Genomic DNA, 25337 nt, shown 5'->3' with positions numbered 1-25337 from the left:
CGTCTTAAAAGTATATCGTAATGAAAGGAGTAGACACATGAGAAGAAAAGCGACACGCATTGCGCTTCAATTTATCACGGCTTTTGTTGGTGTGCTTTTGCTAGGTGCTCTACCAGGACTATTCACTGGAATGAAGTTAGACCCTGAAGGATACATAAAAAGACTTCAAAATACAATTGAAGACATCATCCATTTTCAACAACTAACATTCCGTTCAGGCAATGAAAGTTATCAACTCTTTCCTGTGGTGTTTGAATATCTTACTTATTCAATCGTCATCTTATTTAGTGCTTTAATTCTTGCTTTTTTTGTCGCATGCATATTCACTTATTTTACTTATGTTGCACCTCCAATCATTCGAAGAGGGCTTAGAAGGTTAGCCTTTTTGACAGAGTCATTTCCCGACGTCTTTGTACTGGCATTGGTGCAAATTGGGGTTATTTGGATATACAAGCAGACGGATATCCTATTAATGGACGTTGCAGCTTACGAACGGATCTATACGATGCCAATCCTAATTCTTTCTATTTTACCGACATTATTATTGTATCGAATCATGATCCATGTTCTTGAGGAGGAAGTGGAGAAACCTTATGTTGAACTCGCAAGAACGAAAGGGATTGAGCCTACAAAAATATTTTTTGTTCATGTATTTCGAAATACGATTCTAGCGATCTATTTCCATTCAAGATCCATTGTGTGGTTTGCATTATCTAATCTCTTCATCATGGAGTATGTTTTTAACCTTAATGGATTAATTCGCTTTATGTATGAGCACCCTACACCTGAGATTTTTACAGTAAGTGCACTTTTGCTCTTTGTTCCAATATTTCTATTTTTAACGATTTATCAGCTTGTGGCGGAGCGAGCTGCTAAGGAAGAAGCGTTACTCTAGCAGAAAGGGAGGGAATACCAGTGAAAAAAGCTTTAAAAAACCCGATGCTCATCATTGGAACAATGATTATCGTAATCCTCATCGGGAGCAGTGTATATTATTCTCTTGTTTATAAGGATGTAGTGCCACAAACGTCTATGCTCTATGATGATAATGGAAATTTGATCGATCGTTCTCCATTTACGCCGTTGCAGGTACCGCCATTCGGCACAGATAAGTATGGTTATCATCTCTTTGAACAGATTATCATTGGGGCAAAGTACACGATTGGCATTGCTTTTCTAGTCGCATCAATGAGAATGGCCCTCTCTTTTGTTGCAGGCGTCATCGGAGGTACTTATTTTCGGCAAACGTTACGAAGCACATCTGGATTTGTAGATGCGATGCAATACATACCGATCTCATTGCTTTGTTATTTTATTCTTAGTGGGGTTTTAATGGAGAATGGCATGGAGGGGACATTTCAATTCTCCTACCTAGAGCGAATTGTCTTTGAAATGGTTATTTTAACAGCCGTTGCGATTCCAACCACAACAACATTAATATCGAATGAAACGAATGCGATTTGGGGAAAAGGATTTATTGAGGGAGCCAAAACGTTAGGCGGATCTAAAGTCCATATTTTAACCAAACATATTTTGCCTCATCTTGGACCGCGGATGGTCATCATTTTCCTGCAACAAATGATTAATGTGCTCATTCTCTTACTGCATCTAGGCTTGTTGAAATTGTTTTTCGGGGGAACTTTTTTTAATCCTGATCCAATATTAGGCGACGAATACCGGTCTGTGTCTTCAGAGTGGTCAGGCTTAATCGGGTCTACCTATCAATTTCTTCCTTACAATTCGTGGATTCCTCTCGTTCCTATATTGTTTTTTGTTCTTGTTATTTTTAGTGTAAATTTAATCCTTGAAGGATTTAAGCAATTAGCCGAAAAGCAAACCATGAGGCGTTCCAGAGTAATAAAACGAACTGAAAAGCCTAAGGGAGAAGTCAATTCGAGCGCGTTTTATTTCTTGGAGAGATCTAAACAGGTAGAAGAACGGAAAACAGCCAGCAGGTAGTAGAGCGACCTTTTTCAATAACGAGGCAAACATTCAGTAACGAAAAAAGGAAAAGCTCACTACCTATGGCTTTTCCTTTTTTGCTTATTTATTTTCTTAGGAGGATGAGTACCATTGAATGTCTTTGTCTTTTTTTCTTTTTGTGCCCTTTAAATAAAAAGATTCGTCTACATCGTCAAAATAGGACATCGTAGGATAATCGCTGTCTCCTTTTAAGGTGAGTTCTACATGATAGTAGTTCCAAAGGTCATTCGTATAGTTGTTATCCGTTTGATAGAGATGAGAGAGTACAGCTAAATATTCTGAGGCAACCTCTTTCATCTTCTGTTCGGAGAGTGTCTCAGAAACGATAAGATCGAGATATACAGTGGAATCTTTTGAGAAATAGGTGACGTCAATAATTTCCAAATCCCGATGCGCAATTTCCGAAGCACGCTTCATATACGCGGCACTAACATAGGGAGCATTTTTTTCAAGGTGTGAAGCTTCTTGGATTTTTGGCGCGTCCAGGGAAACACCTGTCACCGATAAGGTAGTTATGATAAATAAAGCAATACAGGTTACAATACCGATCCATTCTAACGTCACATTTCGCTTTTTCTTATTTTTACCGTAATGGGCAAGCAGGATATTTTCTAGCATCCGTTCTTTTTTTCGATTCGTAAAGTGTTGTTTTTGAAATAAAGCTTCTTTTACTTTTACTTTTAAATGATTTTCCTCCATCTTTTTATTCACTCCCTTTCTTTGTTGAGACTTAATTCAAGATGACGACGTGCACGGTGCAGTCTCGATTTGATCGTTGCCTCTTTTGTATCAAGGAGTGAACCAATCTCTCTAATCGATAAATCTTCATGATAGTACAAAATAAAGGTTTCTCGATATTTTAAAGGAAGTTGGAATATGGCTGTTCGGAGCTGAATGGATTCTTCATTTTTTACAACTGCAAGTTCAGGAGAGGCGGTGTGATGCTTGATGAATTGCATCATCCGATTTGTCAGGATGATATTACGAAAAGACCAGCTTCGAACATGATCATGACATCGATTAATGGCGATGCGATAGAGCCAATTTTTTAACGATGCTTCTCCTCTAAAAGTATGAAGCTTTAAAAAGCAAGCAAGAAAAACTTCCTGTACAATGTCCTCCGCTTTTCCCCAATCTTTCGCATATGTATAAGCTAATCTGACTAATGCTTCACCATACGTTTCCATTAATTCCTCAATTACTTCCGTTTTTTGAACAGTGGTATAGTTGCTAAAATCCAACCTATGAGCATCCTGGGAATTTTCGTTCATACAATCATCCTTTGAGAAGCGTTTACTATAGAGACGAACCTGAAGAGGAAAGGTTGCAATTAAATAATTTGATTGCGATGCCCCTTTTTCCTCTTTTTAAACGATATATGAGGTGAGAACGTTAATTCTAGGACAAGGAGGAAGTAGAAAATGATACTAATCGATGCAGGACACGGTGGAAAAGACCCGGGAGCCGTGGCTAATGGATTAAAAGAAAAAGATTGGAATTTAGAGGTATCGCTACATCAATATGAATTTCTGAAAAAACTTAGTATTCCTTGTAAGATTACTCGAAAGACGGATGTGGAGTTGCCACCCGAAAAGCGCTCTGAGCTTGTCAAATCCTCTGGTGCACTCGTTTGTTTAAGCAATCATTTTAATGCAGGCGGAGGAAGTGGAGCAGAAGTGATTCATTCGAAATATACCACTTCAAGCTTTGCTCAAAGTGTTGCTAACGGTTTGAAGAAAGCAGGTATGCCGATACGTCAGATTTTTTCAAAGGAGGGAGAGAATGGGAACGATTATTATTATATGCACCGATTAACTGGCAGTGTTGAAACCCTGATTATTGAATATGGTTTTCTAGACTCTGCTACAGATCGAAAGAAATTAAATGTACGCTCCTTTCGTTTTCAACTAGCAGAAGAAGCTGCACTTGCAGCTGTTCGACATATAAAAGGGGACCTTAAGAGACCGGTTTATTTGGTCCAAGCAGGGGCTTATAAAGAGAAGACAAAAGCTGAGCAATTATGTAAAGAATTGAAGGGAAAGGGTTACGATGCCTTTGTGAAACAAGAAGGTCAGGGTGTGTAAAATGATGAACAAAGGGAGGATGGCCTTTGGCCATCCTCCCTTTGTTTATCATGATTTTTACCTATTTAAAAAAAGTTTTTAATCCGCTATGTTACGACGTGATGTTAATAAGTGAGTTGTTACTTAAGCAAGTCAGGATTTTCGTTCTTAGCTCGCTTCACTTTAGGCTTGCGAATGCCACCTGCGATATCGGCTTTCTTGAAGTCTTTCGCGTATTTTACCTCTTGAGCGTCACTTAGAGAAAAACCACTTTCATGTATCGGTTGATATTGAGAATTCTTAGCCATTTGTAATTCCTCCTTGTAATGTCTCTTATTTTGGGGTTACCCTTGTGGAATTTCCATTAAACATTCATAGCTAACTTTGTTAAATAAATCATGTTTGTGGTACTTTATTAATAAACCATTACTTGTTGGAGGCATTATGAGCAGAAAGAGAATTTTAAATCTATCGATTGCTAGTATCGTGGTACTTGTTAGTATTTTTGTGATAGGAAGATACACATACGTTCATGAAGAACACCTTGAAAGAGGGGAAGTCATTAAGAAAGAAAGCACAGACCATCATTTTTATGTATTTGTTCAACCCGAAGGAGAAGGCGAGGCTATTGAACTGTTGATGGAAGAGGAAATGGCCTGGAACCTCGTGCAGGAAGGCGACGTCTATGAAGTCGCGTATTCCTGGTATGGCTCAAAAGAACCGACAATTGAAGAGATGAAGCAAATAGAAAGAGAATGAGTGATCTCACTCATTCTCTTTCTATTTAATGATCCCTGTTTCTGAGATTTCCACCTTAACATTAGCTTCTAAAGTTAAACCTGAGAACTCCTTGTCCCACTCTTTTGGATGCCATGCTTCATGATGATAAGCGTTTAAATCACGTCCAATTCCAAGATAATCACAGTTTGCTTCCTGAAGCTTTGCGAGTACCGCGTTTCCTCTTTTGGTTAACTTTTCCGATAATTCATCTGCAATCCCTTTAACTTGACTTTCTTTGAAGAGATGATTTTGTGGATATTCTTCTATATTTCCTTTAATATCAAGGTTGATCACGGCTTTGGTTAGCTTGTTATTATGAAATGAATAAGCAATATCTGACTTAGCATTCCGCACATTTATTGTTACACTTCCCGTGAGATATCCTTTATTGGAATTTTCACCAAGATCCTCCACGATATTTGCTTTTTTACTTTTCTGGTTGCTCATAAGCATTAGCAACGTACCATCCATTGGAGGCAGGTTGATTCCTGTATACTTCAAATGATGAAACAGCGCAAGTCCATCTATTTTAGGCGATCCCTGTTCTTCACTGTAACGGAGGTATGGAAGAGCATAATCTTGGCCCACGTCATGAGAGTACCGAAACGTTTTTTCGACAGTCATTCGAGGAGCTTCTGTTTTATTCTCTGCCCCCTTGATTAAATTTGCCATAAATTCAGTTACTAACGTATCTTCTATTTGGTCGATCTTAAACATATCTTCCGCGCGACCATCCACTACGGCTACTCGCGCGTCTAAGGGACTTTTCGGATCACGATACATAATATCAAAGATGTGCTCAATATTTTGCTGTGCCACTTCATTCCCTAAAAGTAGAAGTTGCAATTTAGATGATGTCACCTGTTTAGAAATGATGCGATCCATATTTAAACGGGTATCTCTGGGAGAGGAGCCGACTGTTGATATAATTCGGTTTGAATAGCTGCCTCCCTGGCTTACGGGAATCCCCAGGTTACGAACTGTAAACGTTGTGCGAATTTCATTATTGTTTTCATAATCATAGCCTATTCCAAAAATAAGTTTGGACTCCTTTAATAGCTCTTGATCCCAGCAGCCTGTCATCAATAACACACTCATTGAATAGATTATGAGTTGGTTAAGTATCTTTTTCATCATAACTCCTCTTTCTTCTTAAATATAAGGCTAAAACACAAGAGAATTAGAGGAAAACCAAGTGCGAAAAAATAGCTTGCCTTCGCATGATAACCTGAGATCATTTCAACCGTATAGCGATCATGAGAAAACATAGAGAAGGTCAGCGCGATAATAGCAGCGATCAAAATTGGCCATGTGGCTTTTTTTCTTTTGGTGATGTGCTGTATTCCTCTACCTGCGATATACAAATAGGAGACATAGGAAGTCATAACCGACACGATCCAGATTGAGAGAAAAAGCAAGTCTACTCTGTCAACGATTACGAAAGAAACACCTTTTAACATATAAACAATCGGTTCGGGGATCATTTGAAGCTGAACTGGGCTGAAAAACACATACGTTGCAAAGGTTAAAAAGGTATATAAACTTGTAACAGCAATGTTTGCGAGAGTTAAACTTTTGAGAGCAGATTTTCCTTTGTTTTGAACATACGGATAGACAAATAATACAATTTCAAAGCCAAGCATGGAGACGATTCCCTGCTGAGTCGCTTTTAAGATCGTTCCTACACCACTTTGCCCAATTGGTAAAATGTATCGGATGTCAGCATCTTTTAATGTATATGCGGCCATAATGACTAGCGGAAGGATGAGAATGGAAACGAATTGATAAAACCTTCCCATTACTTTGATTTTACCTAGTGCGAGATAACACCCACTGACTGTTAGCAATAATAAAATAGCTAACATCGGAGTGCGAAACAAGATCCAAGTTTTAATCGTTGTTTCAAAAAGTTCTAATACAATAACAGCTGTTGCTATGGCGAATGCTATATAAAGGATTGAAATAACAAACGCCACATATTTACCAACAATTTTAGGTGCGTATTCGTAAAGGGTTAAAGTTGGAAATCGTTGGCTTAAAAAGTAAAGCATAAAGATAATAAGTTGAATAGCTACTCCTGTGATAAGAAGTGTTATCCATCCATCTGCTCCTGCTTTAGCATAAAGAGAATAAGGTAAAGAAAGCACTCCCACCCCAACTTGTGTTTGAAAAATAATAAAAAACAGTTGAGAACCATTAATTTCATTAGTCGTCTTCATTTTTTTTCCATCCTCTTGAAAACCATTCCTGCCTCTCGTATTGTGGGCGTACATCAGACGGTCGCTTCCCAAGCAGCCATCTTGGTAGCCGAACAATCGAATCTTTTAGCTCGTTTAAGCGAAATGGTGCAAGAGGTGAAAAGTAAGGAGTTCCAAATGTTTCTAATCCACATAAATGAATAAGAACAATGGACAAACCAAACACAAGGCCAATGAATCCGAAAGTTGCTGAGAGGAGCATAAGCGGAAAACCAAGTAGCCGAATCGACATACTCATTTCATAAGATGGTACAGCAAAAGAGGAAATAGCAGTCAAAGCCACTACAATGATCATCATATTAGATACAAGGTTTGCTTCAACAATAGCTGTACCAATTACTAAACCTCCGACAATACCGATGGTTTGAGCAATTGGGCCAGGAAGACGGATCGCTGCTTCTCTTAACAATTCAAGAATGATTTGCATGATGAAGGCTTCCAGTAACGGTGGAAATGGTACATTTTCAAGCGAGCTTTTAATGTTTAAAATTAATTCTGCAGGCAGAACCTCCGGGTGGAAAGAAACAGTTGCAATATAAAGAGAAGGCAGACCCAAAGCAAAAATAAAACTAGCTACTCTAATAAGTCTTAAGATAGATCCAATGTACCAACGGCTATTGTAATCTTCTGGAGATTGGTAGAAGGCAAAAAACGTTACTGGCATAATTAATGTTGATGGACTCCCTTCCATTAGGAGACCGATTCTCCCTTCAATGAGATGGGCAGTTAATCGGTCTGGTCGTTCAGTACTTAGCATTTGTGGGAAGGGAGAAAATGGTGCATCCTCGATGAACTCTTCCACATACCCTGGCGTTTGAATGGAGTCTGCTTTTATGGACTTAATTCTTTTTTCTACTTCATCGATCAGATCTGGGTTAACTAAATGTTGAAGATAAACGATGGCTAATTTGGTATCTGTCGTTTTACCAACTTTAAAAAATCGGACTACAAGGTTAGGATTCTCAATTCTCCTTCGAAGCATTTGCAGGTTTTGTATAATGTTTTCGACAAATCCTTCATGGGAGCCGCGAACGACTTGCTCATTCACGGGTTCTGAGACTGCCCGAGACCTTGCTGAAAATGCTTCAAATAAGTAAAAATATTGCTGTCCCTCGATTAACAGCATGACAAATCCTTTCGTTAAACCACTAACTGCATCATATAAGTTCATCGACCTTTGAAACTCTTTTGCAGTTACGGTATCTTCTATCTTTAATTCATCCTTAGTTAACAAGGGTTTAATAATTGTTTGTTGAAGTTTATCTTCATCAACTAATGGATCTAGATAGACGAGTAAGCATCCTATATCTTGTATCGAAATTGGTCTATATTTAAGGTCCTCTGAATGATGAAATTGCGCTTTTAGATAATCTTTGTTTTCTTCAATAGTGAAGAATGCATCATGCGATTCGGTAGTAGTAGGAATTTGATATGGTTTATTTCGTTTGGCTTTTCGATTACTACGTCTCATTCTGCATCCTCCTTTGGAATAATGGTTAATTATAGCTTGCTATAAAAATAAGAAGTTATGTATATGAATTGGCTGAATGTTATTTAAGTCATCAATGTGCCTCTAACGTAGTGCGCATTTCCATGATGAGATGAAATGGATATTCAAGATAATGAGTTGTAATTATAGTAAAATGAGCTATAATATAACTAATATTTAATCGTCAAAGCGAAAGAGAGTAGTGCTTGTTAACGAATAAAGCGATTCGGGGATGGTGAGAGCCCGGAGTCTAAGCAGGCATGAACCGGACTTTCAAGACACTGTTTTGAACGTTAGTAGAAACAGTCGGGCTCGCCGTTATCCGAGTTAAGTTGGCTCAAGCATTTTTGTTGAGCAATCAGAGTGGTACCGCGGAAAAACTCCGTCTCTATTATAGAGACGGAGTTTTTTTCGTTGATCTTATACGAGAAAAGGATGAAGAAGATGTTCTATAAAGAGATTTTTGCTAAGGAAATTGTACAATTATATGATGGAAAACTTGATTATGATGATGTGATTCAACGAATTGAAATTCCAAAACATGAGTCTTTTGGTGACTATGCCTTCCCATGCTTCCAACTTGCGAAATTCGAAAAAAAGTCACCTCTTCATATTGCAACTGATCTTGCAGCTAACTTAAATGATTCGATATTTGAAAAAGTTGAAGCAGTTGGCCCTTACGTTAATGTGTTTCTTAATAAAAAGATTGTTGGGAATGAAGTGATTCAACTAGTCCTAACTCAGAAAAGTTCGTATGGGAGGTCGGAGATAGGAAAAAGTGGCGCTATCCCGATCGATTTATCATCACCCAATATTGCAAAGCCTTTTTCGATGGGACATTTGCGCTCCACAGTTATTGGAAATTCCGTGGCACTACTATTAGAAAAAGTAGGATATAATCCAATTCGTATTAATCACCTTGGAGATTGGGGCACGCAATTTGGTAAATTAATTACCGCCTATCGTAAATGGGGCAACGAGAAAAAAGTGCGTGATAATACAATTAAAGAACTGCTTAAGCTTTATGTTCTTTTTCATGAAAAAGCAGCCCTTGATCCTAAACTTGAGGATGAGGGAAGAAAAGCATTTAAGGAGTTGGAAGAAGGAGGGCCAAAAGCAGTTGAACTATGGAAATGGTTTCGAGAAGAATCTCTTAACGAATTCAATCGCATCTATGAGCTAATGGGAATCACGTTTGATTCCACCCATGGAGAAGCTTTTTACAACGATAAAATGCAGCGAGTTGTTGACATGTTAGAAGCCAAAAAACTCTTAGTGGAATCTGAGGGGGCGATGGTTGTCGAGCTAGGAGAACACCATCCTCCTTGTTTAATTAAAAAGAAGGATGGTGCATCACTTTATGCCACTCGAGATTTAGCGGCAGCAATCTATCGTTATGAAACATATGGTTTCACTCAGTCGCTTTATGTAGTAGGGAATGAACAGAGCCTGCATTTTACACAATTAATTCAAGTGTTGAAAAAGTTAGGTTTCGATTGGGCCAACCATATGCGACATATCAATTTTGGTATGATGTTAAAAGATGGAAATAAAATGTCGACAAGAAAAGGAAAAGTGGTTTTACTAGAAGAAGTCTTAAATGAAGCCATTGAAATCGCTAAAGCTAACATTCTTGCTAAAAACCCTGACTTGGACAATCAGAGGGAGGTTGCCAAACAAATTGGTGTTGGCGCTGTACTGTTTCATGACTTGAAAAATGATCGTCGAAATGATATCGAATTTTCTCTTGAAGATATGCTTCGAGTTGAGGGAGAAACAGGGCCATATGTACAGTATACACATGCGCGTGCCTGCTCGATCCTGCGTAAAGGGAAAAATCAAGCTGAAGAAAAAGCAGTCACGCTAGATGACGAAGAGGCGTGGCCGATTATTACAAAACTGCGCCAATTCCCGGAAGTCATTGAACGAGCGGCATCTGAATATGATCCATCACAAATGGCGAAATTTGTTTTAGAACTCTCGCGTGCTTTTAATAAATATTATGGACAAATTCGTATTCTAGAAGAAAATACATCTAAGCAAGCAAGGCTACAACTTGTTCTGACAGTATCCATTGTTTTAAAAGAAGGCTTACGTTTGCTTGGACTTCAGGCCCCAGAAGAGATGTAGAAAGCAGCCCTAAAGTGGGCTGCTTTTTCATTTATTTAAATCGGTGTCTTCAATTGATCCTTGCATTGCCTGACTTTCATAGTCATCTAATTGATCCTCATAATGTTCATGTCGTTCATTTGGAATAACTCCGGTAGGTTTGCCAGCGATATCAGCGGATAAAAATGTTTCAATTTCTTCCACATAGCCATGCAATTCATCTGAATCGATATACATTCGATCATAATCCATTTGTTGTTCATTAAAATCAGAAGGCGTTTCTGAAGTGCCATAAAGAGCTGCACGTTGCCAGGAATCTTCCGCATCAAAAAAATTTGCTTGTTCGTGATCATTCACATACTCCCCGAATGAGTTACCTAGCACGTCTTCTTCAGCTGGACGATCATTTGATGTATGTTGTGAGGGACTATGCTCTACACAAGTTGTTGCTGTTGGAAGAGTTTTAAGCCTTTCGGCCGAAATGTCTTTTCCACATACAGTACACATTCCATATTTGCCTTTTCCAATTCGTTCTAATGCTAGCTGAAGTTCAGCTAGTTCCTGCTTGGCGTGTTCATCTAGTGATAAATCCTTTTCCCGCTCATATAGGTCGGTTGCGGTATCGCCGGGATGATTATCATAATTGGAAAGTTCACCTGTTGCCTGCTGTGTAAATGATTGTGAAAGACCAAATTCATCATTTCCCCCTAGCTCCTCTCGAAGCTCTTTTATACGTCTTTGAATGATTTGTTTGAACGTGCGGAGTTGCTCTGTCGTTAGCATGATTAAATCTCCTTTCCAATACTGATATCCGTAGTATTGGCAAAAACGGAAAGCGTTACTTCTGAAAATAATTCCATGCCGGGTGGATGAAATACCAGTAATTTGGAAAAAGTAACGAAGTAGTTGAAGAGAAGCTGGTGATAAGATGAAGAGAAACGTGTATCCACTTGAGGTTTTGCTTTGGAGTATTGCTTTTCCGGGGTTTGGACAAATCATTAATAAAATGTACATAAGAGGCGCTTTTTTTATTGTGTTAGAATTTGTTATTAATGTAAATGCAAATTTAAACATGAATATTCTTTATAGCTTTCAATGGAAATCAGCTCAAGCAATTGAAGCGACCAATTATGAATGGGCTATGTTTTATCCGTGCGTGTATTTATTTGCTATTTATGAAAGTTATTTTAGTGCTTTAGAGAAGTCTGGTCAGGAAATCAAAAAATTTCTGGCACTGCCTTTTGTAGGAGGCGCTTATTTTTCTACAGTAGGTGTTATATTTTCAAATGTTAGTAATATGGTTTTGCCCCCAACATTTGTAGGCATTCTTGGGATTGTTTTCGGTGTAGGTATTGGTGGATTACTGCGCGTTTGGTTCATTCAGAGAATAAAGGTATAAAGAAAAAGCCATGAAGATTCATGGCTTTATTTATGTGTGGGTGGATACGGAAGATCATGCTCTAGTTCAAGAGTTCCAATATCTTCGTTTCTAAACGCTCGTCTCCGCTTTTCTTAAGATCTAGCTGCAGCGCCCAGCCTCTCGATCGCTTCACCCCATAAAATGAACACAAAGACCGTGTTCTTTTTATGGGGTGAAGCGCTTGTCGAGGCTAAACGGGCGCTTCCGCTTTTCGTGTTAAACCTCACTCATTCTGAATTCGGCTGATTGTAGTTCTTCGGCGTCTTTTTCGCGTTCTTTTTTAGCCCACTGGAAGAAGATGTAGCCGAGGGCGGTGCCGTATGATAGTTCCTGAATGATTTTCATGATGATGCCGCCTAGCTGTTGGTCTTCCATAATGCCTAGCGGTTTGAACTGGTCAAATAGTTCAGGTGAAACGGTAGTGCCAGTTGGTACGCAGTATCCCATAGCATTGGCCCATACGGTTGGATCGGTATAGGTTGCATAAAGAGGGGATGATGCGAAAATGATTAGGGCACATGCAGGTGTCAGTAGGACGCCATCTGCGAAAATATAACCCAGCTTTTTTACCCCTGATAACGTATCATATTCTGGAACTGGACAAACGAGTGGCCACCACATTGCGAAAGCTGTAAGGATAAGCGCTGCTTTATAGAAGTTCTGAGCAGTATAGTGAACCATTAAGTAGTCGAATATTTCAGGAATATGATAAAAAGAAAACAGTCCATTAAACAAAAGAAGTGAAATAATTGGGAATGTCAAAAACTTAACGATTTTGTGGATAACTTTGATATTTAATAATGGACGAAGTAGCCACGCTGGTGTTCCTACAAGAATGAGTGGCGGTGCAACTAAATAAACAAGAGCCATCTCTGTCATGTGAATGCTAAGTAATAAATGTCCCATAAGTGATAATGGACCACCGAGACCGATATAAAATAACACGACCCCAATTAAGAAGAAGATCTTTTTATAAAGAGGGACGGGTGTTGCATCCTTGAAGCTATCTTTCCAAGGCCCTGTCAAAAGTAAGTAGAAGCCAGCAATAACGATTGCGGCTACGAGAATTCCAGGGCTCCACAGAGCACTAAACGAAAACGTGCTCGATATTTGTTCCCACATTAGGAACACCTCCAACTATGATCATAATGCTGTTCAGTAATGTTGACCGTTTTCATCATACCACATCATGTACAAGCATCCTATCTTCTGACAGGAAAGCCTTTTCTTTTTCTTCTTCCTCCATTGTAGAAAGGATTGGCTTGGAACTCAAGGGAGGTTCCTGAGTTTCTGTGAAGGAATCGTGACAAGCGTTGACAATGGGCTTAAGACTTTCATACAATGACAACAGAGTAATATATGAATATTTGTTCATATAATGATCGGAGGAGAATGGTTTGGACAATCAAGATGTTCCCAATGAAAAAATGGATTTAGATGAAGAGACGCTTTTTATCGTTTCCCAGACGTTTAAAGCTCTTGGCGACCCTACAAGAATTCGAATCTTGAACTTACTTGCTGATCGGGAGTGTTCTGTAAGTGAAATAGCAGATGCCCTCCACCTTTCACAGTCAACGGTGTCTCATCAGCTCCGTTTTCTAAAAAATCTCCGTTTGGTAAAATTCAGAAGAGCGGGAACGAGTATTTTTTATTCTCCTGATGACCAACACGTTATGGCACTGCTTCGACAAGCCATACATCATGCTTGTCACGATTAAATTTATGTTAGAATAGTACGGAAACGTTCACGAAACTATCGTAACATGACGTGAATTTACGTTATGCTTAGAGTGATAAAGTGAAAGGAGAATGACTTCGTGTTATCTAAAATCAAGCAGCACAAAACCGAATCAGCTGTTATTTTCCTGGCTTTTGTTCTGCCATTTGTTACGATGATCGTGATCGGGATATTGTCTATTTATTTATCTTATAGCGGATAATGCCTGTAAGAAAGGTGGAGCAATCTTGGATATAGGGTCAATACTAGTTTATATGTCAACAGGACTTTTCTTTGTTGTCTTTGGTTTATTCGGCTTCTTTTTATACATGTTAAAGCGCAAAGAAAAAACAGTTCGGCAGGGAGATCGAGAAGAATGAGAACTAAAAATATTCGACTCCTCATAATTTTATTAGCGTTAAGTGCAGTCTGGGGAGTCATATACTGGATATGGGCATTTAGTAATGGTTAAAAAGCCTGTTCGATTGATTCGAAGAGGCTTTTTTGTATGCTACGACACTTATTTAAGGAGGGAGCTATGGACTACATCCAGGAAATGAGAGCATTGGTGGGGAGCAGACCACTTATTTTGCCAGGAGTGGCAGTGCTTCTGTTTAATAAAACTAAAACAAACCTTCTTATGCAAAAAAGAGCAGACAACAAATTATGGGGATTGACTGGTGGATTTATGGAGCCAGGAGAAAACTTTGAAGAAACTGCAGGGCGAGAAACATTTGAAGAATTAGGGATTAACATTCATCAGCTAACGTTCGAATCCATTTTTTCTGGAGCAGAGCTTTATTATAAGTATCCGAATGGAGATGAGGTATTTAGCGTCATCGCCGTATATTCTGGGATTTGTGAAAGTGATGAATTTAAGTTGGACGAAAAAGAAGTAGTGGAAGTAAAGTACTTTCCCGTTAATGAATTACCAAAACATATTAATCCTAATCATCAAACTGTGTTAAAACGCCTTGGTTACAAATGATTTTATTTGTTGACATCGATGAAATAATTTAATAATATAAATACAGGTTAAATGTTTAAACTTTTAAACAGATGGGAGCTTTCTGCGATGAATGGTGAAAATGATCATCATGAAGCTCGTCAACTTTTTCGCAAAAGTACACCGATTTTTCAGGCACTAGGCGATCCTTACCGGCAGGATATTATTTTGCTTTTGAGTGAGCACGACTGTTTAAGTGTGAATGAGATTACGAAGCAATCAAGCTTGTCACGTCCAGCGATCTCACATCACCTGAAAATATTGCGTGAAGTTGGACTTGTTTCTGTTGAACAGAAGGGGACGACACGGTTCTATTCTCTTCAATTGGAAGATGGGGTTACGATTTTGAAGAACCTATTAGATAAAGTAGAAGAGACTTGTTTTTAAGTCGTCTACTTTTTTTACTCCCCTTTATGTTTATATGTTTAAACTTTAAGAAATAAAGAAGGGATGGATATTTTTATGAAAGAAATAGCTTTAATTACAGGAGCATCTGGTGGACTTGGGGCAGATATAGCGACCTTATTCGCGAAAGATGGAATAGATTTAATTTTAGTCGCTCGAAGCAAGGAGAAATTAGAACAACGCTCCCAGGAGTTATCAAAATATGGGGTTCAAGTGGATATCCTCGTAAGCGATCTAGCGAAGCCAGGTGCTGCTGAAGAGTTATTTAATCAAGTGAAAGGAAGACAACTTGATTATTTAGTTAATAACGCAGGTGTAGGTTTATATGGCAAATTTACGGAAACGGATTTACAAACCGAAATGGACATGCTTTATTTAAATATTAATTCACTTACTCATTTAACAAAGCTAGTCGTGAAAGAAATGACGGCACGGGGGAAAGGAAGAATCTTAAATGTAGCTTCTACAGCTGCTTTTCAACCCGGCCCTTTGATGGCTGTTTATTATGCGTCGAAAGCATATGTTCTTTCTTTTTCAGAAGCCATTGAAAATGAACTAAATGGAACAGGAGTAACGGTATCAACTTTGTGTCCAGGGCCAACAAGAACTGAATTTAGTAATCGAGCTAATCTTGAAAAGTCAAAACTTTTTGATGGAGGGACAATGGCTTCTATAGATGTCGCCAAAGCTGGCTATGTAGGATTCCGAAATGGGAAAAGCATTATTATTCCAGGAACTCAAAACAAAGTCCTAGCGACATCCATACGCTTTATGCCAAGAAAGATCGTTACTTCAGTTGTGAGACGCATGCAAAAAGAAAAATAAGAAGCTTGAGTCCTTCGACTCAAGTTTTTGTTCATGAAATCCTCGAATCCCATATTTTCAACTTATGGAAACTTACCTGGATTTAAGATATGGTAAGAAGGAACATTATTCTATTTCTTGGGGGTAATCTTATGAAGAAACGCTTCTTATTGGTTACAGGATTATTGGCAGTGCTCGTTATTCTTGGTGCTTGTGGGAAGGACGTTCCAGATGAACTTGATTGGGAAGTACAGGATTTTACATATACAGATCACACAAATAGTGAGTATGGATTAAGTGATTTGGAAGGAAAAGTGTGGCTTGCTGATTTAATTTTTACGAATTGCGAAACGGTGTGTCCACCAATGACCGCTAATATGTCGCAGCTCCAGAATAAGCTAGCTGCAGCAGATGTGGATGTAGAGCTCGTATCCTTCTCGGTTGATCCTGAACGAGATACCCCTGAAAAATTAGTGGAATTTTCGGAGAAATTTGATGCTGATTTATCGAACTGGCACTTCTTAACTGGTTATGATAACGCAGAGATTCAAAGCTTTGCGGAAAGTAGTTTCAAAACTGCCGTAGATGCGGATCCAAGTTCAGATCAGTTCATTCATGGTACGGCTTTTTATCTAGTTAATAAAGATGGCGTTGTCGTGAAAAAGTATTCTGGTGTTTCGAACGTACCTTATGAAGAAATTGTGGATGATGTTAAAGCGCTACAATAACAAGAAGCCAGTTCCTAAAAGGGACTGGTTTTTTCCTTAACAACTACTGTCAGAAACGACGTAAAATTGACAAAAAAGAACATGATTTCTATAATAACCTTGGAAAGCGATAACAAATTGATGGTTACTTCCATTACTCAAACTAGGGTTTAGAGAAGTTTGGAGGATGGAAAATTCACGATATCAGGAAGATTCGGTATTGTCTCTTAGAGCTTGCCGGCTTTTTCAGTGTGTGATGAAAGACCAGAGAAGGAGAGAAGATCATGGCAGAAAAGCGTCCAATTACCGTGGCAACTGGAGACGGAATCGGTCCAGAAATCATGGAAGCAACACTTAATATCCTAGAACAAGCTGGGGCTGAAATTGAGCCTGAATTTATTGATGTTGGCGAAAAAGTTTACCTTACCGGTAATTCAACAGGTATCCCACAAGAAGCATGGGATTCTCTACGTCGAACAAAAGTCCTTTTAAAGGCACCGATTACAACACCACAGGGCGGAGGTTATAAGAGTCTTAACGTGACGATTCGAACAGCTATGGGATTATATGCAAACGTTCGCCCTTGCGTATCTTACCATCCTGTCGTTGAAAACAAGCACCCAGATATGGACCTTGTCATTGTTCGTGAAAATGAAGAGGATCTCTATTCAGGTATCGAGCATCAGCAAACGCCTGATGTGGTGCAAAGCCTCAAACTTATTTCACGTCCGGGATCTGAGCGCATTATTCGTCATGCGTTTGAATATGCGCGTAAGAATAATCGTAAGAAAGTCACCTGCCTGGTGAAAGATAATATCATGAAATTAAGTGATGGCCTTTTCCATCAGGTATTTAAAGAAATTTCAGCTGAATATCCTGATATTGAAGCGAACAGCTACATTGTTGATATTGGTATGGCCCGTCTAGCTGACTCTCCAGAAGAATTTGATGTCATCGTAACGTTGAATTTATATGGAGATATTGCTTCGGATATCGCAGCTCAAATCGCAGGAAGCGTTGGTTTGGCAGGTTCAGCCAATATCGGAGATCAAATCGCCATGTTTGAAGCAATCCATGGTAGTGCTCCTGATATTGCAGGTAAAGGGATTGCTAATCCGTCTGGTCTTCTTCACGGAGCAATTATGATGCTTGTCCATATCGGACAGCCTGAAGCAGCTGAAAAGATTCATAATGCATGGTTGAAAACGATTGAAGATGGCGTTTTGACTGGTGATATTGCCAAAGGAAAAGACGCTGTTGGAACGAAAGAGTTCGCAAATGCTGTGGTTGATCGTCTTGGTCAATCTCCTTCTGTTCTCGCTCCTGTTGTTTATAGTAAGGAAGTGGAAGAGAAGCAAGAAGAAACGATCCGTCCGAACTACGTTCCTGAGCGTGAACTTGACGGAACAGACGTATTTTTATTTAACAATACGCTTACGATTGATGAAATTGCTGATAAACTCACTCGTGCAGCAGAAGCAAGCAATCATGAATTCGTTATGATGACAAATCGTGGTGTGAAAGTATATCCAAACGGGTTCTCCGAAACGTTTTTATCCGATCACTGGCGCTGCAGATTCCAGCCGGTTGAAGGAAAAAAAGAAACACAAGGAATGATTCGTGAGCTTCTATCTCAAATCGAGTCTGAAGAATTAGACTGGATTAAGATAGAGAACTTATATCGATTTGATGGGAAAATTGCCTATTCATTAGCTCAAGGACAATAAATAGTGGAAGCGTGCCAAAATGGCACGCTTTTTTTTGTGCTTTTTGGAGTTGGATAAATTAAACTGAATTGCAAAAACTACTAGAAGAACTGGTGAATGCGTGGTGAAAAAAATGTTTCGATGGTTGAAAAAAAATCACTCTCCCGATAAGTTAAAAAACCTTCCTGAACTTATACGAAACTTACAAGATTCAGGAGATTTTCTCCATCATGAAAGCAAGCAACAGGATAGTTCGTTTTTTATTTATTATTTTAAAACGCTCGTTCACGAAACGGAGCTCAATGATCATATCCTTCCTTACCTTGTCGAAAAACCAATAAAGACGCTGGAGGAAATACCAGAAAGGGTTCCAATTCCAGGTGTGATCATTTCAAATGATTTGAAAGAGATCTGTGAAAAAGTGATGAGAGGTTTTGTCATCATTCGTTTAAATGCAAATGCAAAAGAATGTGCGCTTATTCCATCACAAGTGAAGAAGGCAAGAGCCGTTACCCAGCCAGAAGTAGAATTCACAGTCGTTGGATCGAAAGAAGCGTTTGTTGAATCGCTTGATACGAATATACACTTAGTTAGGAAACGGCTGCCTGTGCATGAATTAAAAGCCTACGAGTTAACAATTGGGAAGTTGACTAATACGAAAGTAGTCGTTCTCTACCTTGATGGCATTGCAAACGAAGAGAACGTTAACACGGTAAAACAGCGACTTGAAGATATTAAAGTGGATCAAATTGTGGATAGCTCTGTGTTAATGCAGTTAATTACAGATGATCGTAACTCTCCTTTTCCACAATTGATTGATACAGAAAGACCTGACCGGGTTACATCCGTTTTATGTGAAGGAAAGGTAGTTGTCCTATCGGATGGTTCACCACAGGCATTAATAGGACCCACCACGTTGGTCGAATTTTTCTCAGCATTCGAAGATTATTTTGTTAACTGGATTGTTGCATCAAGCGCCCGATTGATTCGAATATTTGCTATTTTGTTTTCCATTCTTGTTACGCCTGTTTACGTCGCTACGTTGACATATCACTACGAATTAATTCCAAAGGATCTACTCGGTACTCTGGTTAGTTCAAGGCAGCGTATTCCGCTGCCGCCAATACTAGAAGCCATCTTTTTAGAATTATCGATTGAGTTACTAAGAGAAGCAGGCGCAAGACTTCCAACAAAAGTTGGTCAAACAATTGGTATTGTTGGGGGTATCGTCATCGGAACAGCATCAGTTGAAGCTGGATTAACGAGTAACGTACTGTTAATCATTGTCGCACTATCGGCGCTCGCGTCTTTCACCACTCCAGTTTATCGCATGAGCAATACGATTCGATTAACACGTTTTCCATTTCTTTTATTTGCTCATCTTTGGGGACTTCTTGGAGTTACCGTTTGCTTTAGTTTCTTAATTGCTCATCTACTTAAGCTTAAATCACTAGGAAGACCTTTTCTTGAGCCTCTTTATCCATTACGTGTACAGGATTTAAAAGATGCCATTATCAGGTTTCCATTAAAGTTTCAAAATAAACGACCCATTCATTTGCAGTCTGAGGATACGGTACGATTCACTCCTGTAACGAAGAAAGAGAAAAACGATTTTCATGAATAAGGACAGAAAGGAGATGCTTTTCATATGGCTGGACCCGAGGTGAAAGATCAATATAAAGTATCTCCATTTCTTGTTTTCTATCTTGTTCATTCTGTTCAAGTAGGCGTTGGTGTTATGGGGTTTCAGCGAATCAGCGCAAAGGCCGCTGGTAATGACGCTTGGATTTCTGTATTAGCAGCGGGTTTAAGTTTGAACGTTATTATTTTCTTAATATATAAAATTATGATGAAGGAAAAAGGGGATCTTATTTCTTTACACCAAAATCTTTTTGGAAAATGGCTAGGGGGATGTCTTAGCTTAATCGCCATTGGTTATTTTATTGCAATGGCCATTACAGTACTCAGAACCTATATCGAAGTGGTTCAAGTATGGATGTTTCCAGATTTAAATAAGTGGATATTTGGAACCGTGCTTTTATTCCTTGTTTACTATTGTTTATCTGGCGGATTTCGTGTAGTAGCGGGTATCGCCTTTTTTGGAGTGGTTCTTCCCTTTTATCTTGTTCTTACAATGGTCTTTCCTTTGTTCTATGGTCAATTTCGAGATTTACTTCCCTTCTTTAATCACTCATTTATGGAAATGTATGAGGGAGCTAAAGGTGCCTCTCTATCTTATTTAGGTTTTACAACATTGTTCATGTATTTACCATTTATTAAAGACGCAGAAAAGTCACATCGGTGGGCTCAAGGTGGTCATCTCCTAACGGTTCTCATTTATACGCTTGTCATGATTACAACGATTGCTTTTTTTAGTACAGAACAATTAGATAAAACGATTTGGGCTACGTTAACAACCTGGAAAATTGCAGAAATGCCATTTGTACAGAGATTTGAATACATTGGAATTGCATCTTGGGCGCTTGTCATTCTTCCCAATATTTGCATAACAGTTTGGGCAGCTGGGAGAGGAATTAGAAGATTGTCACGGATCAGTCAGCAAAATGCGACTATTCCTATTCTTATTGTTGTGCTAATTAGTAGTGGTGTGTTTGCAAGACGTGAAAGTATTGATTTGTTAAATCAATATACAAGTAAATTAGGGTTCTATTTTGTTTATGTGTATGTGCCATTTTTGTTTGTTGTACAGTACATAAAGAGTAAGGTGGGGAGATCAGGATGAAGCGACGGGTGTGTATGATTGTTTGTATGTTCTTCTTAACAAGTTGTGTACAAAAAAGTATTCTTGATGACATTCAAATGGTAACCATTATTGGATATGATCTTCCGGAATCAGATGAGGAAGAAGGTCAAACGAAGGGCGTTGCCGTCGCCCCTCAGTATGAAGCTGATGGAAGAATTGAGAATAATGTTTTTGTTCAAACAGCAGAGCTTAGTAAAGAAATACGAAGTCAATACAATTCAGAGTCGCCGAAACCCTTTGTAAGTGGAAAGCTACAGGTTGCCCTTTTTAGTCAAGATATAGCTGAGACTGAAGGGATTATGAAGTTGGTAGATACGCTTCAAAGGGATCCTTCGATTGGATCTAGAGTATTTTTGGGAATATCAGGGACTGATGTGGAAACATTGCTAACCACGAATTATGGTAATGTGGACACGGGAACCTATATTCATGACACATTAAGTCACAATAGTCGGCATGGTATGCTTCCTGAAACAAATCTTCATGATTTTTTATATAATTATTACTCTGTAGGTGATGATCCTTTTCTCCCTTTAGTTGTGCTTGATGAAGATAAGGTGAAAATCACGGGGATTGCCTTGTTTAAAGGTGATAAAATGGTAGATTCCATTAATGCTAAAAACCTTTTTACATTTAAAGTTCTTCATCAGAAATTTTCTAGCAATGATTCGTTTACTGTGAAATTGGATGAAGAGGAACATGCTGCGATATACAATATTGCTTCAAAGCGGAATATTAACTTAAAGATGGTTAACCGTAATAAAATTGTCCTGCATGGTAAAGTTCTTGGAGTGATAAAAGAATATTCAGGCGAGAAGCTTACACCTGCTAAGCTTAAGAATATTGAAACCAAGATGGAAAAGGATATTGAAAAAACCGGGATGGACATGATAAACAAATTTCAGGATCTTAACATCGATCCACTTGGAATCGGAAGTGCTGTTCGGAGCGTTACCAGAGGAGATTTTCATGAAGAAGATTGGGAAAAACGTTATCCGGACATGGATATAACCTTTCAAATGGACGTAACAATTACCGAATCAGGGGTTATTGAATAAAAACAAGCGTACTTTGCTTCAAGTACGCTTGTTCTTGTTTATTGGACTTCGATCTTCCTCTCCATTGTTGATGTAAGAGAGGTTAGCTCATTTACGACAATTGTTAGTCGTTCTTTTGCTTTTGTCTCGATCATATAACCCTTTTCATCAAAGCAAGTCGGATCCGCACAGAACTGATCAGGTATTACTAGAGCATAAAGGCCTCTCATCACTGTTCGCATATTATTGAGAGCATTGATGCCGCCCTTTCCTCCACCACCTACAGACGCAAGAGCTGTAGGTTTATTTTTGAAGTGTGATCCTCCTAAGAAATCAAGCGCGTTTTTTAATGCGCCACTCATCCCGTTGTGATACTCAGGCGAGCAAATGATGAACGCATCTGCCTGCGTAGCATGAGCGATTAGTCGCTTTACTTCTGGATGATCAAGGTCTTCTTTTCTACCTTTGAACAATGGCAGGTCATGAAACCCTGCATCAAATGTAAGAACTTCAATTCCTTTTTCATCAAGCTGATCCGTCACCGTATTTGTCAAATTCCTTGTCATAGACTTGTCTCTAGGACTTCCGTTCATTACCATTACTTTCATTTAAATGCTCCTTTCTACTACCTCTATATTCTTTCCATACCTCATTTGTGAGCAAATGAATCTCTTATTAGCGTATAAAACATCTAAGCAACTTGCATCGCAAATAAGGAGGGGTCACGACTCATACTTTAGTCTTAGGATTGATCTTCGAACCAGTTCTGTTTTGTAGCATAGAGAGCAGCTTGAGTGCGATCGTGGAAATTCAGTTTTGAAAGAACACTACTTACGTGCGTTTTAACGGTTTTTTCTGTGATATAGAGAGCAGCTGCTATTTCTTTGTTGCTTTTCCCTAACGTGATTTCTCCTAATACATCTCTCTCCCTAGGGGTTAGCAAGGAAAGTTTTCGCTCTTCTTCTTCGCTTTTTTCTGTCATATGAGACATAAGCTGATTGGTAGCTAGAGGATGGAGGTGCCGATTTCCACGATTCGCTTCTCGAATGGTGTAAATTAACTCATCAGGATCAATATCTTTTAATTGATACCCCTCAGCGCCAGCTCTAATAGCTGGAAGAACATGATCTTGATCTGAAAAGCTTGTTAAGATAATAATTTTGATATGTGGTAGACTTTTTTTCAATTCTTTTGTTGCTTCAATGCCATCCATTTCTGGCATAATTAAATCCATTAAAATGATGTCTGGAGTTAATTCTTTTGCTAGTCTGACGGCTTCTATGCCGTTTGCTGCTTCACCGATAATCTCAATATCCTGCTGAGTTTCAAGAAAAAAGCGTAGTCCTTTTCTTACCATAAGATGATCATCAGCTAAAAGTAGTTTTATTTTTCTTTCCATGTAAATCCCTCTTTCATAGTGGCAGTCGAACTTGAATTTTTGTTCCGGTTTTGGGTTTGCTAAAAATCGAAAAGGTGCCTCCTAGTAATGCTGCTCGCTCTTTCATTCCTCTAAGCCCTAGTGTGCAATCCCCGATGGTTTCTGGATTAAATCCATTTCCACAATCGACAATCGTAAGGGTGGCTTCTTGTTCATTTATGAGAAGGTGAAGAGTGACGTCTGCTACACCGGCATGCTTTTGGATGTTATTTAATGACTCCTGTCCGATTCGAAAAAGCGCTTCTTCAATTGGCCGGGGAAGATGTTTAAAGCCAGACACGTCACAATTTGGATTCAGGCCTAATCCGACAGCGTAAGATTTAAGGGAAGTCATAAGTCCAGCCTCGATCCCTACAGGCCGAAGCTGCCAAATTAACGTTCTCATTTCTTGCATTGCTTCTTGAGAAAGCTGTTGTATGTCTTGTAAAGCATCACTGAGTATATTTGGAGCATGAGGGATATTTTGTGCTCCGCGTGCTGTCATGGATAGGGAAAAAAGCTTTTGACTGACCGAATCATGCAAGTCTCTCGCAAGTCTATTTCGTTCTTCCGATAGAATAAGTTCCTGTCTTTTATCATTCACACGAGATTGTTCAATGGCGAGTGCCATATGATCAGCAACTGCGTGCAAGATTTCTCCATCACTTTTAGAAAAGGATGGAAGCAGCGTGAATAAGATACCAATTGACTCCTTACGAATCATCACATGTTTTGCCTGAATGACAAGAGATGGTAAATGAATGGGAAATACATTTTTTTGGAGCGTCACAGGTTGATGGCTTTGAGCGGCTTCTTGTATTTCATGAATCGTTTCCTTAGAATATGTTTTAGTCCTTATGCTGCTTTCTCCATTTTTGTAAGTTGAATGGAGGATAGCGTGAGGGTGACTTTTTGATGAAAAACCGACGAATGGCCAGTTGAATGACTGACCTGCATGATGCACAATTGCACGAATGATCTCATCATCACTTTCATGTTGCCACAATTCTCTCGTTAAGGTTTCTAATTTTAAGTAATTCTCAGCTCGCTTTTGTTCATCTTGATAGAGGCGTGTTCGTTTAATGGCAGTACCAATCTGAAAGGCAACAGACTCTAAAAGCGTTAACTCTTCGTCTGAAAAGGTTTCTTTACCTGGCGAACCAACGTTTAATACCCCAAAAGATTCACCTGCGGCGGTTAATGGAACGGTCGCATGATGCGTCAGTCCTTCTGTATCACCCGTCTGGTGGTAAAGGGCGTCTTCTAGACGCTTGCATTCAATTATATTTACGGCCTGATTTAATCGTCCACCCCAAAATTTATTTAAGCACCAGCACGTTCCTTTGCACATTGGTTCTTTCTGATTTTGAGTGAGAGCAGCGGGAAGTTTTACATCAGCTTCACATGTATAGTGACTTTTATGATTGGATAGGAAAATCCATCCCGTTTTTAAACCAGTGACACTTAACAAATCTTCAAGTACCGCTTGAAGCATTGGTTTCAGATCTGTAGAGCGATTTAATGTCTCAGCGATTGTTTTGAGAGTGAGCAGTTCTCTTTCATGACGTTGATCGTTCATCGATATTCCCCCAATTTTCAAACAATTGACAACGTTTATTATACTATAGACGAGGTTATTCTCTAAAGAGTGGTATTTACAAAAGAGCGGGTT

At 39.0% G+C, this 25337-nt stretch carries 28 protein-coding genes and 1 other annotated feature; of the genes, 17 read left to right on the top strand and 11 right to left on the bottom strand.

Going from position 1 to position 25337, the window contains the following annotated elements; all coding sequences use genetic code 11:
* Nucleotides 1-37: 37 nt before the first annotated feature.
* The gene (locus tag PQ511_RS13415) at nt 38-895 is read left to right on the top strand and encodes an ABC transporter permease subunit (protein WP_273852404.1); all 858 of its coding nucleotides are present in this window, start codon (nt 38-40) and stop codon (nt 893-895) included.
* A gap of 20 nt (nt 896-915) precedes the next feature.
* Nucleotides 916-1959, top strand: coding sequence for an ABC transporter permease subunit (locus tag PQ511_RS13410; protein ID WP_273852402.1), 1044 nt, complete (start codon nt 916-918; stop codon nt 1957-1959).
* 96 nt (nt 1960-2055) lie between these two features.
* Here PQ511_RS13410 and PQ511_RS13405 read toward each other — a convergent pair whose 3' ends face one another.
* Together PQ511_RS13405 and PQ511_RS13400 are read right to left on the bottom strand one after the other, a co-directional pair.
* The gene (locus PQ511_RS13405; RefSeq protein ID WP_273852401.1) at nt 2056-2682 is read right to left on the bottom strand and encodes a hypothetical protein; all 627 of its coding nucleotides are present in this window, start codon (nt 2680-2682) and stop codon (nt 2056-2058) included.
* A gap of 8 nt (nt 2683-2690) precedes the next feature.
* The gene (locus tag PQ511_RS13400; RefSeq protein WP_273852400.1) at nt 2691-3254 is read right to left on the bottom strand and encodes a sigma-70 family RNA polymerase sigma factor; all 564 of its coding nucleotides are present in this window, start codon (nt 3252-3254) and stop codon (nt 2691-2693) included.
* A 150-nt stretch (nt 3255-3404) separates the two neighbouring features.
* Between PQ511_RS13400 and PQ511_RS13395 the strand changes: the two genes are divergently transcribed.
* Complete coding sequence (locus PQ511_RS13395; RefSeq protein ID WP_273852399.1) at nt 3405-4067, top strand: N-acetylmuramoyl-L-alanine amidase; 663 nt, start codon at nt 3405-3407, stop codon at nt 4065-4067.
* A 119-nt stretch (nt 4068-4186) separates the two neighbouring features.
* Here the strand turns inward: PQ511_RS13395 and PQ511_RS13390 are convergent, their stop codons facing one another.
* On the bottom strand, nt 4187-4354 hold the full coding sequence (locus tag PQ511_RS13390) for a YfhE family protein (protein ID WP_098446533.1): 168 nt from the start codon (nt 4352-4354) through the stop codon (nt 4187-4189).
* Between the two features lie 136 nt (nt 4355-4490).
* Between PQ511_RS13390 and PQ511_RS13385 the strand changes: the two genes are divergently transcribed.
* Nucleotides 4491-4805, top strand: a complete 315-nt coding sequence (locus PQ511_RS13385) for a hypothetical protein (protein ID WP_273852398.1) — start codon at nt 4491-4493, stop codon at nt 4803-4805.
* Nucleotides 4806-4826: 21 nt separating this feature from the next.
* Here the strand turns inward: PQ511_RS13385 and PQ511_RS13380 are convergent, their stop codons facing one another.
* The 3 genes from PQ511_RS13380 to PQ511_RS13370 are packed head-to-tail and all read right to left on the bottom strand — an operon-like array spanning nt 4827 to nt 8555.
* Nucleotides 4827-5960 (bottom strand): Ger(x)C family spore germination protein, encoded by a 1134-nt coding sequence (locus PQ511_RS13380; protein ID WP_273852397.1) that lies wholly within the window; start codon nt 5958-5960, stop codon nt 4827-4829.
* The gene (locus PQ511_RS13375) at nt 5960-7045 is read right to left on the bottom strand and encodes a GerAB/ArcD/ProY family transporter (protein ID WP_273852396.1); all 1086 of its coding nucleotides are present in this window, start codon (nt 7043-7045) and stop codon (nt 5960-5962) included. Before PQ511_RS13375 ends, PQ511_RS13380 begins: the two co-directional genes overlap by 1 nt.
* Nucleotides 7032-8555, bottom strand: coding sequence for a spore germination protein (locus PQ511_RS13370; RefSeq protein ID WP_273852395.1), 1524 nt, complete (start codon nt 8553-8555; stop codon nt 7032-7034). The genes PQ511_RS13375 and PQ511_RS13370 overlap by 14 nt, the downstream gene beginning before the upstream one ends.
* A gap of 196 nt (nt 8556-8751) precedes the next feature.
* Nucleotides 8752-8966: a binding site (T-box leader), on the top strand.
* Nucleotides 8967-9017: 51 nt separating this feature from the next.
* Here PQ511_RS13370 and argS point away from each other — a divergent pair.
* Nucleotides 9018-10703 carry an arginine--tRNA ligase gene (gene argS / locus PQ511_RS13365; protein ID WP_273852394.1) on the top strand — a complete coding sequence of 562 codons (1686 nt, stop codon included), beginning with the start codon at nt 9018-9020 and terminating at the stop codon, nt 10701-10703.
* A 27-nt stretch (nt 10704-10730) separates the two neighbouring features.
* Here argS and PQ511_RS13360 read toward each other — a convergent pair whose 3' ends face one another.
* On the bottom strand, nt 10731-11465 hold the full coding sequence (locus tag PQ511_RS13360) for a TraR/DksA C4-type zinc finger protein (protein WP_273852393.1): 735 nt from the start codon (nt 11463-11465) through the stop codon (nt 10731-10733).
* Between the two features lie 145 nt (nt 11466-11610).
* On the opposite strand from PQ511_RS13360, the gene PQ511_RS13355 reads away from it, so the two are divergent.
* Nucleotides 11611-12081 carry a hypothetical protein gene (locus tag PQ511_RS13355; protein ID WP_273852392.1) on the top strand — a complete coding sequence of 157 codons (471 nt, stop codon included), beginning with the start codon at nt 11611-11613 and terminating at the stop codon, nt 12079-12081.
* A 237-nt stretch (nt 12082-12318) separates the two neighbouring features.
* Here the strand turns inward: PQ511_RS13355 and ctaG are convergent, their stop codons facing one another.
* Nucleotides 12319-13224, bottom strand: coding sequence for a cytochrome c oxidase assembly factor CtaG (gene ctaG / locus PQ511_RS13350; protein ID WP_273852391.1), 906 nt, complete (start codon nt 13222-13224; stop codon nt 12319-12321).
* A 305-nt stretch (nt 13225-13529) separates the two neighbouring features.
* Here ctaG and PQ511_RS13345 point away from each other — a divergent pair, with 305 nt between their 5' ends.
* The 11 genes from PQ511_RS13345 to PQ511_RS13295 all read left to right on the top strand — a co-directional run bounded on the left by PQ511_RS13345 (nt 13530) and on the right by PQ511_RS13295 (nt 22269).
* A complete protein-coding gene (locus PQ511_RS13345; protein ID WP_273852573.1) occupies nt 13530-13820 on the top strand; it encodes an ArsR/SmtB family transcription factor in 291 nt (96 codons plus the stop codon).
* A 99-nt stretch (nt 13821-13919) separates the two neighbouring features.
* Nucleotides 13920-14042, top strand: a complete 123-nt coding sequence (locus PQ511_RS13340; protein WP_263492077.1) for a hypothetical protein — start codon at nt 13920-13922, stop codon at nt 14040-14042.
* Between the two features lie 25 nt (nt 14043-14067).
* Nucleotides 14068-14199, top strand: a complete 132-nt coding sequence (locus PQ511_RS13335) for a hypothetical protein (RefSeq protein ID WP_273852390.1) — start codon at nt 14068-14070, stop codon at nt 14197-14199.
* 158 nt (nt 14200-14357) lie between these two features.
* Nucleotides 14358-14807, top strand: a complete 450-nt coding sequence (locus PQ511_RS13330) for an NUDIX hydrolase (RefSeq protein WP_273852389.1) — start codon at nt 14358-14360, stop codon at nt 14805-14807.
* Between the two features lie 87 nt (nt 14808-14894).
* Nucleotides 14895-15212 (top strand): ArsR/SmtB family transcription factor, encoded by a 318-nt coding sequence (locus PQ511_RS13325; protein WP_273852388.1) that lies wholly within the window; start codon nt 14895-14897, stop codon nt 15210-15212.
* A 75-nt stretch (nt 15213-15287) separates the two neighbouring features.
* Nucleotides 15288-16055, top strand: coding sequence for an SDR family NAD(P)-dependent oxidoreductase (locus PQ511_RS13320; protein WP_273852387.1), 768 nt, complete (start codon nt 15288-15290; stop codon nt 16053-16055).
* 131 nt (nt 16056-16186) lie between these two features.
* Complete coding sequence (locus PQ511_RS13315) at nt 16187-16762, top strand: SCO family protein (RefSeq protein ID WP_273852386.1); 576 nt, start codon at nt 16187-16189, stop codon at nt 16760-16762.
* 263 nt (nt 16763-17025) lie between these two features.
* On the top strand, nt 17026-18468 hold the full coding sequence (locus tag PQ511_RS13310; RefSeq protein ID WP_273852385.1) for an NADP-dependent isocitrate dehydrogenase: 1443 nt from the start codon (nt 17026-17028) through the stop codon (nt 18466-18468).
* A 112-nt stretch (nt 18469-18580) separates the two neighbouring features.
* The gene (locus PQ511_RS13305) at nt 18581-20071 is read left to right on the top strand and encodes a spore germination protein (RefSeq protein ID WP_273852571.1); all 1491 of its coding nucleotides are present in this window, start codon (nt 18581-18583) and stop codon (nt 20069-20071) included.
* Nucleotides 20072-20095: 24 nt separating this feature from the next.
* Nucleotides 20096-21190, top strand: a complete 1095-nt coding sequence (locus tag PQ511_RS13300; protein ID WP_273852384.1) for a GerAB/ArcD/ProY family transporter — start codon at nt 20096-20098, stop codon at nt 21188-21190.
* Nucleotides 21187-22269 (top strand): Ger(x)C family spore germination protein, encoded by a 1083-nt coding sequence (locus PQ511_RS13295; RefSeq protein WP_273852383.1) that lies wholly within the window; start codon nt 21187-21189, stop codon nt 22267-22269. Before PQ511_RS13300 ends, PQ511_RS13295 begins: the two co-directional genes overlap by 4 nt.
* Before the next feature lie 38 nt (nt 22270-22307).
* Here the strand turns inward: PQ511_RS13295 and PQ511_RS13290 are convergent, their stop codons facing one another.
* The 3 genes from PQ511_RS13290 to PQ511_RS13280 form a co-directional block, all read right to left on the bottom strand.
* On the bottom strand, nt 22308-22856 hold the full coding sequence (locus PQ511_RS13290) for an NADPH-dependent FMN reductase (protein ID WP_273852382.1): 549 nt from the start codon (nt 22854-22856) through the stop codon (nt 22308-22310).
* Between the two features lie 134 nt (nt 22857-22990).
* The gene (locus tag PQ511_RS13285) at nt 22991-23647 is read right to left on the bottom strand and encodes a response regulator (RefSeq protein WP_273852381.1); all 657 of its coding nucleotides are present in this window, start codon (nt 23645-23647) and stop codon (nt 22991-22993) included.
* Between the two features lie 13 nt (nt 23648-23660).
* A complete protein-coding gene (locus PQ511_RS13280; protein WP_273852380.1) occupies nt 23661-25244 on the bottom strand; it encodes a GAF domain-containing sensor histidine kinase in 1584 nt (527 codons plus the stop codon).
* Between the last annotated feature and the right edge of the window lie 93 nt (nt 25245-25337).

Origin of the sequence: Guptibacillus spartinae (genome assembly GCF_028610625.1) — a bacterium.
GTDB classification, from domain to species: domain Bacteria; phylum Bacillota; class Bacilli; order Bacillales; family Guptibacillaceae; genus Guptibacillus; species Guptibacillus spartinae.
The sequence above is the reverse complement of the archived record's forward strand: the minus strand, read 5'-3'. Positions and strand labels throughout refer to the sequence as shown.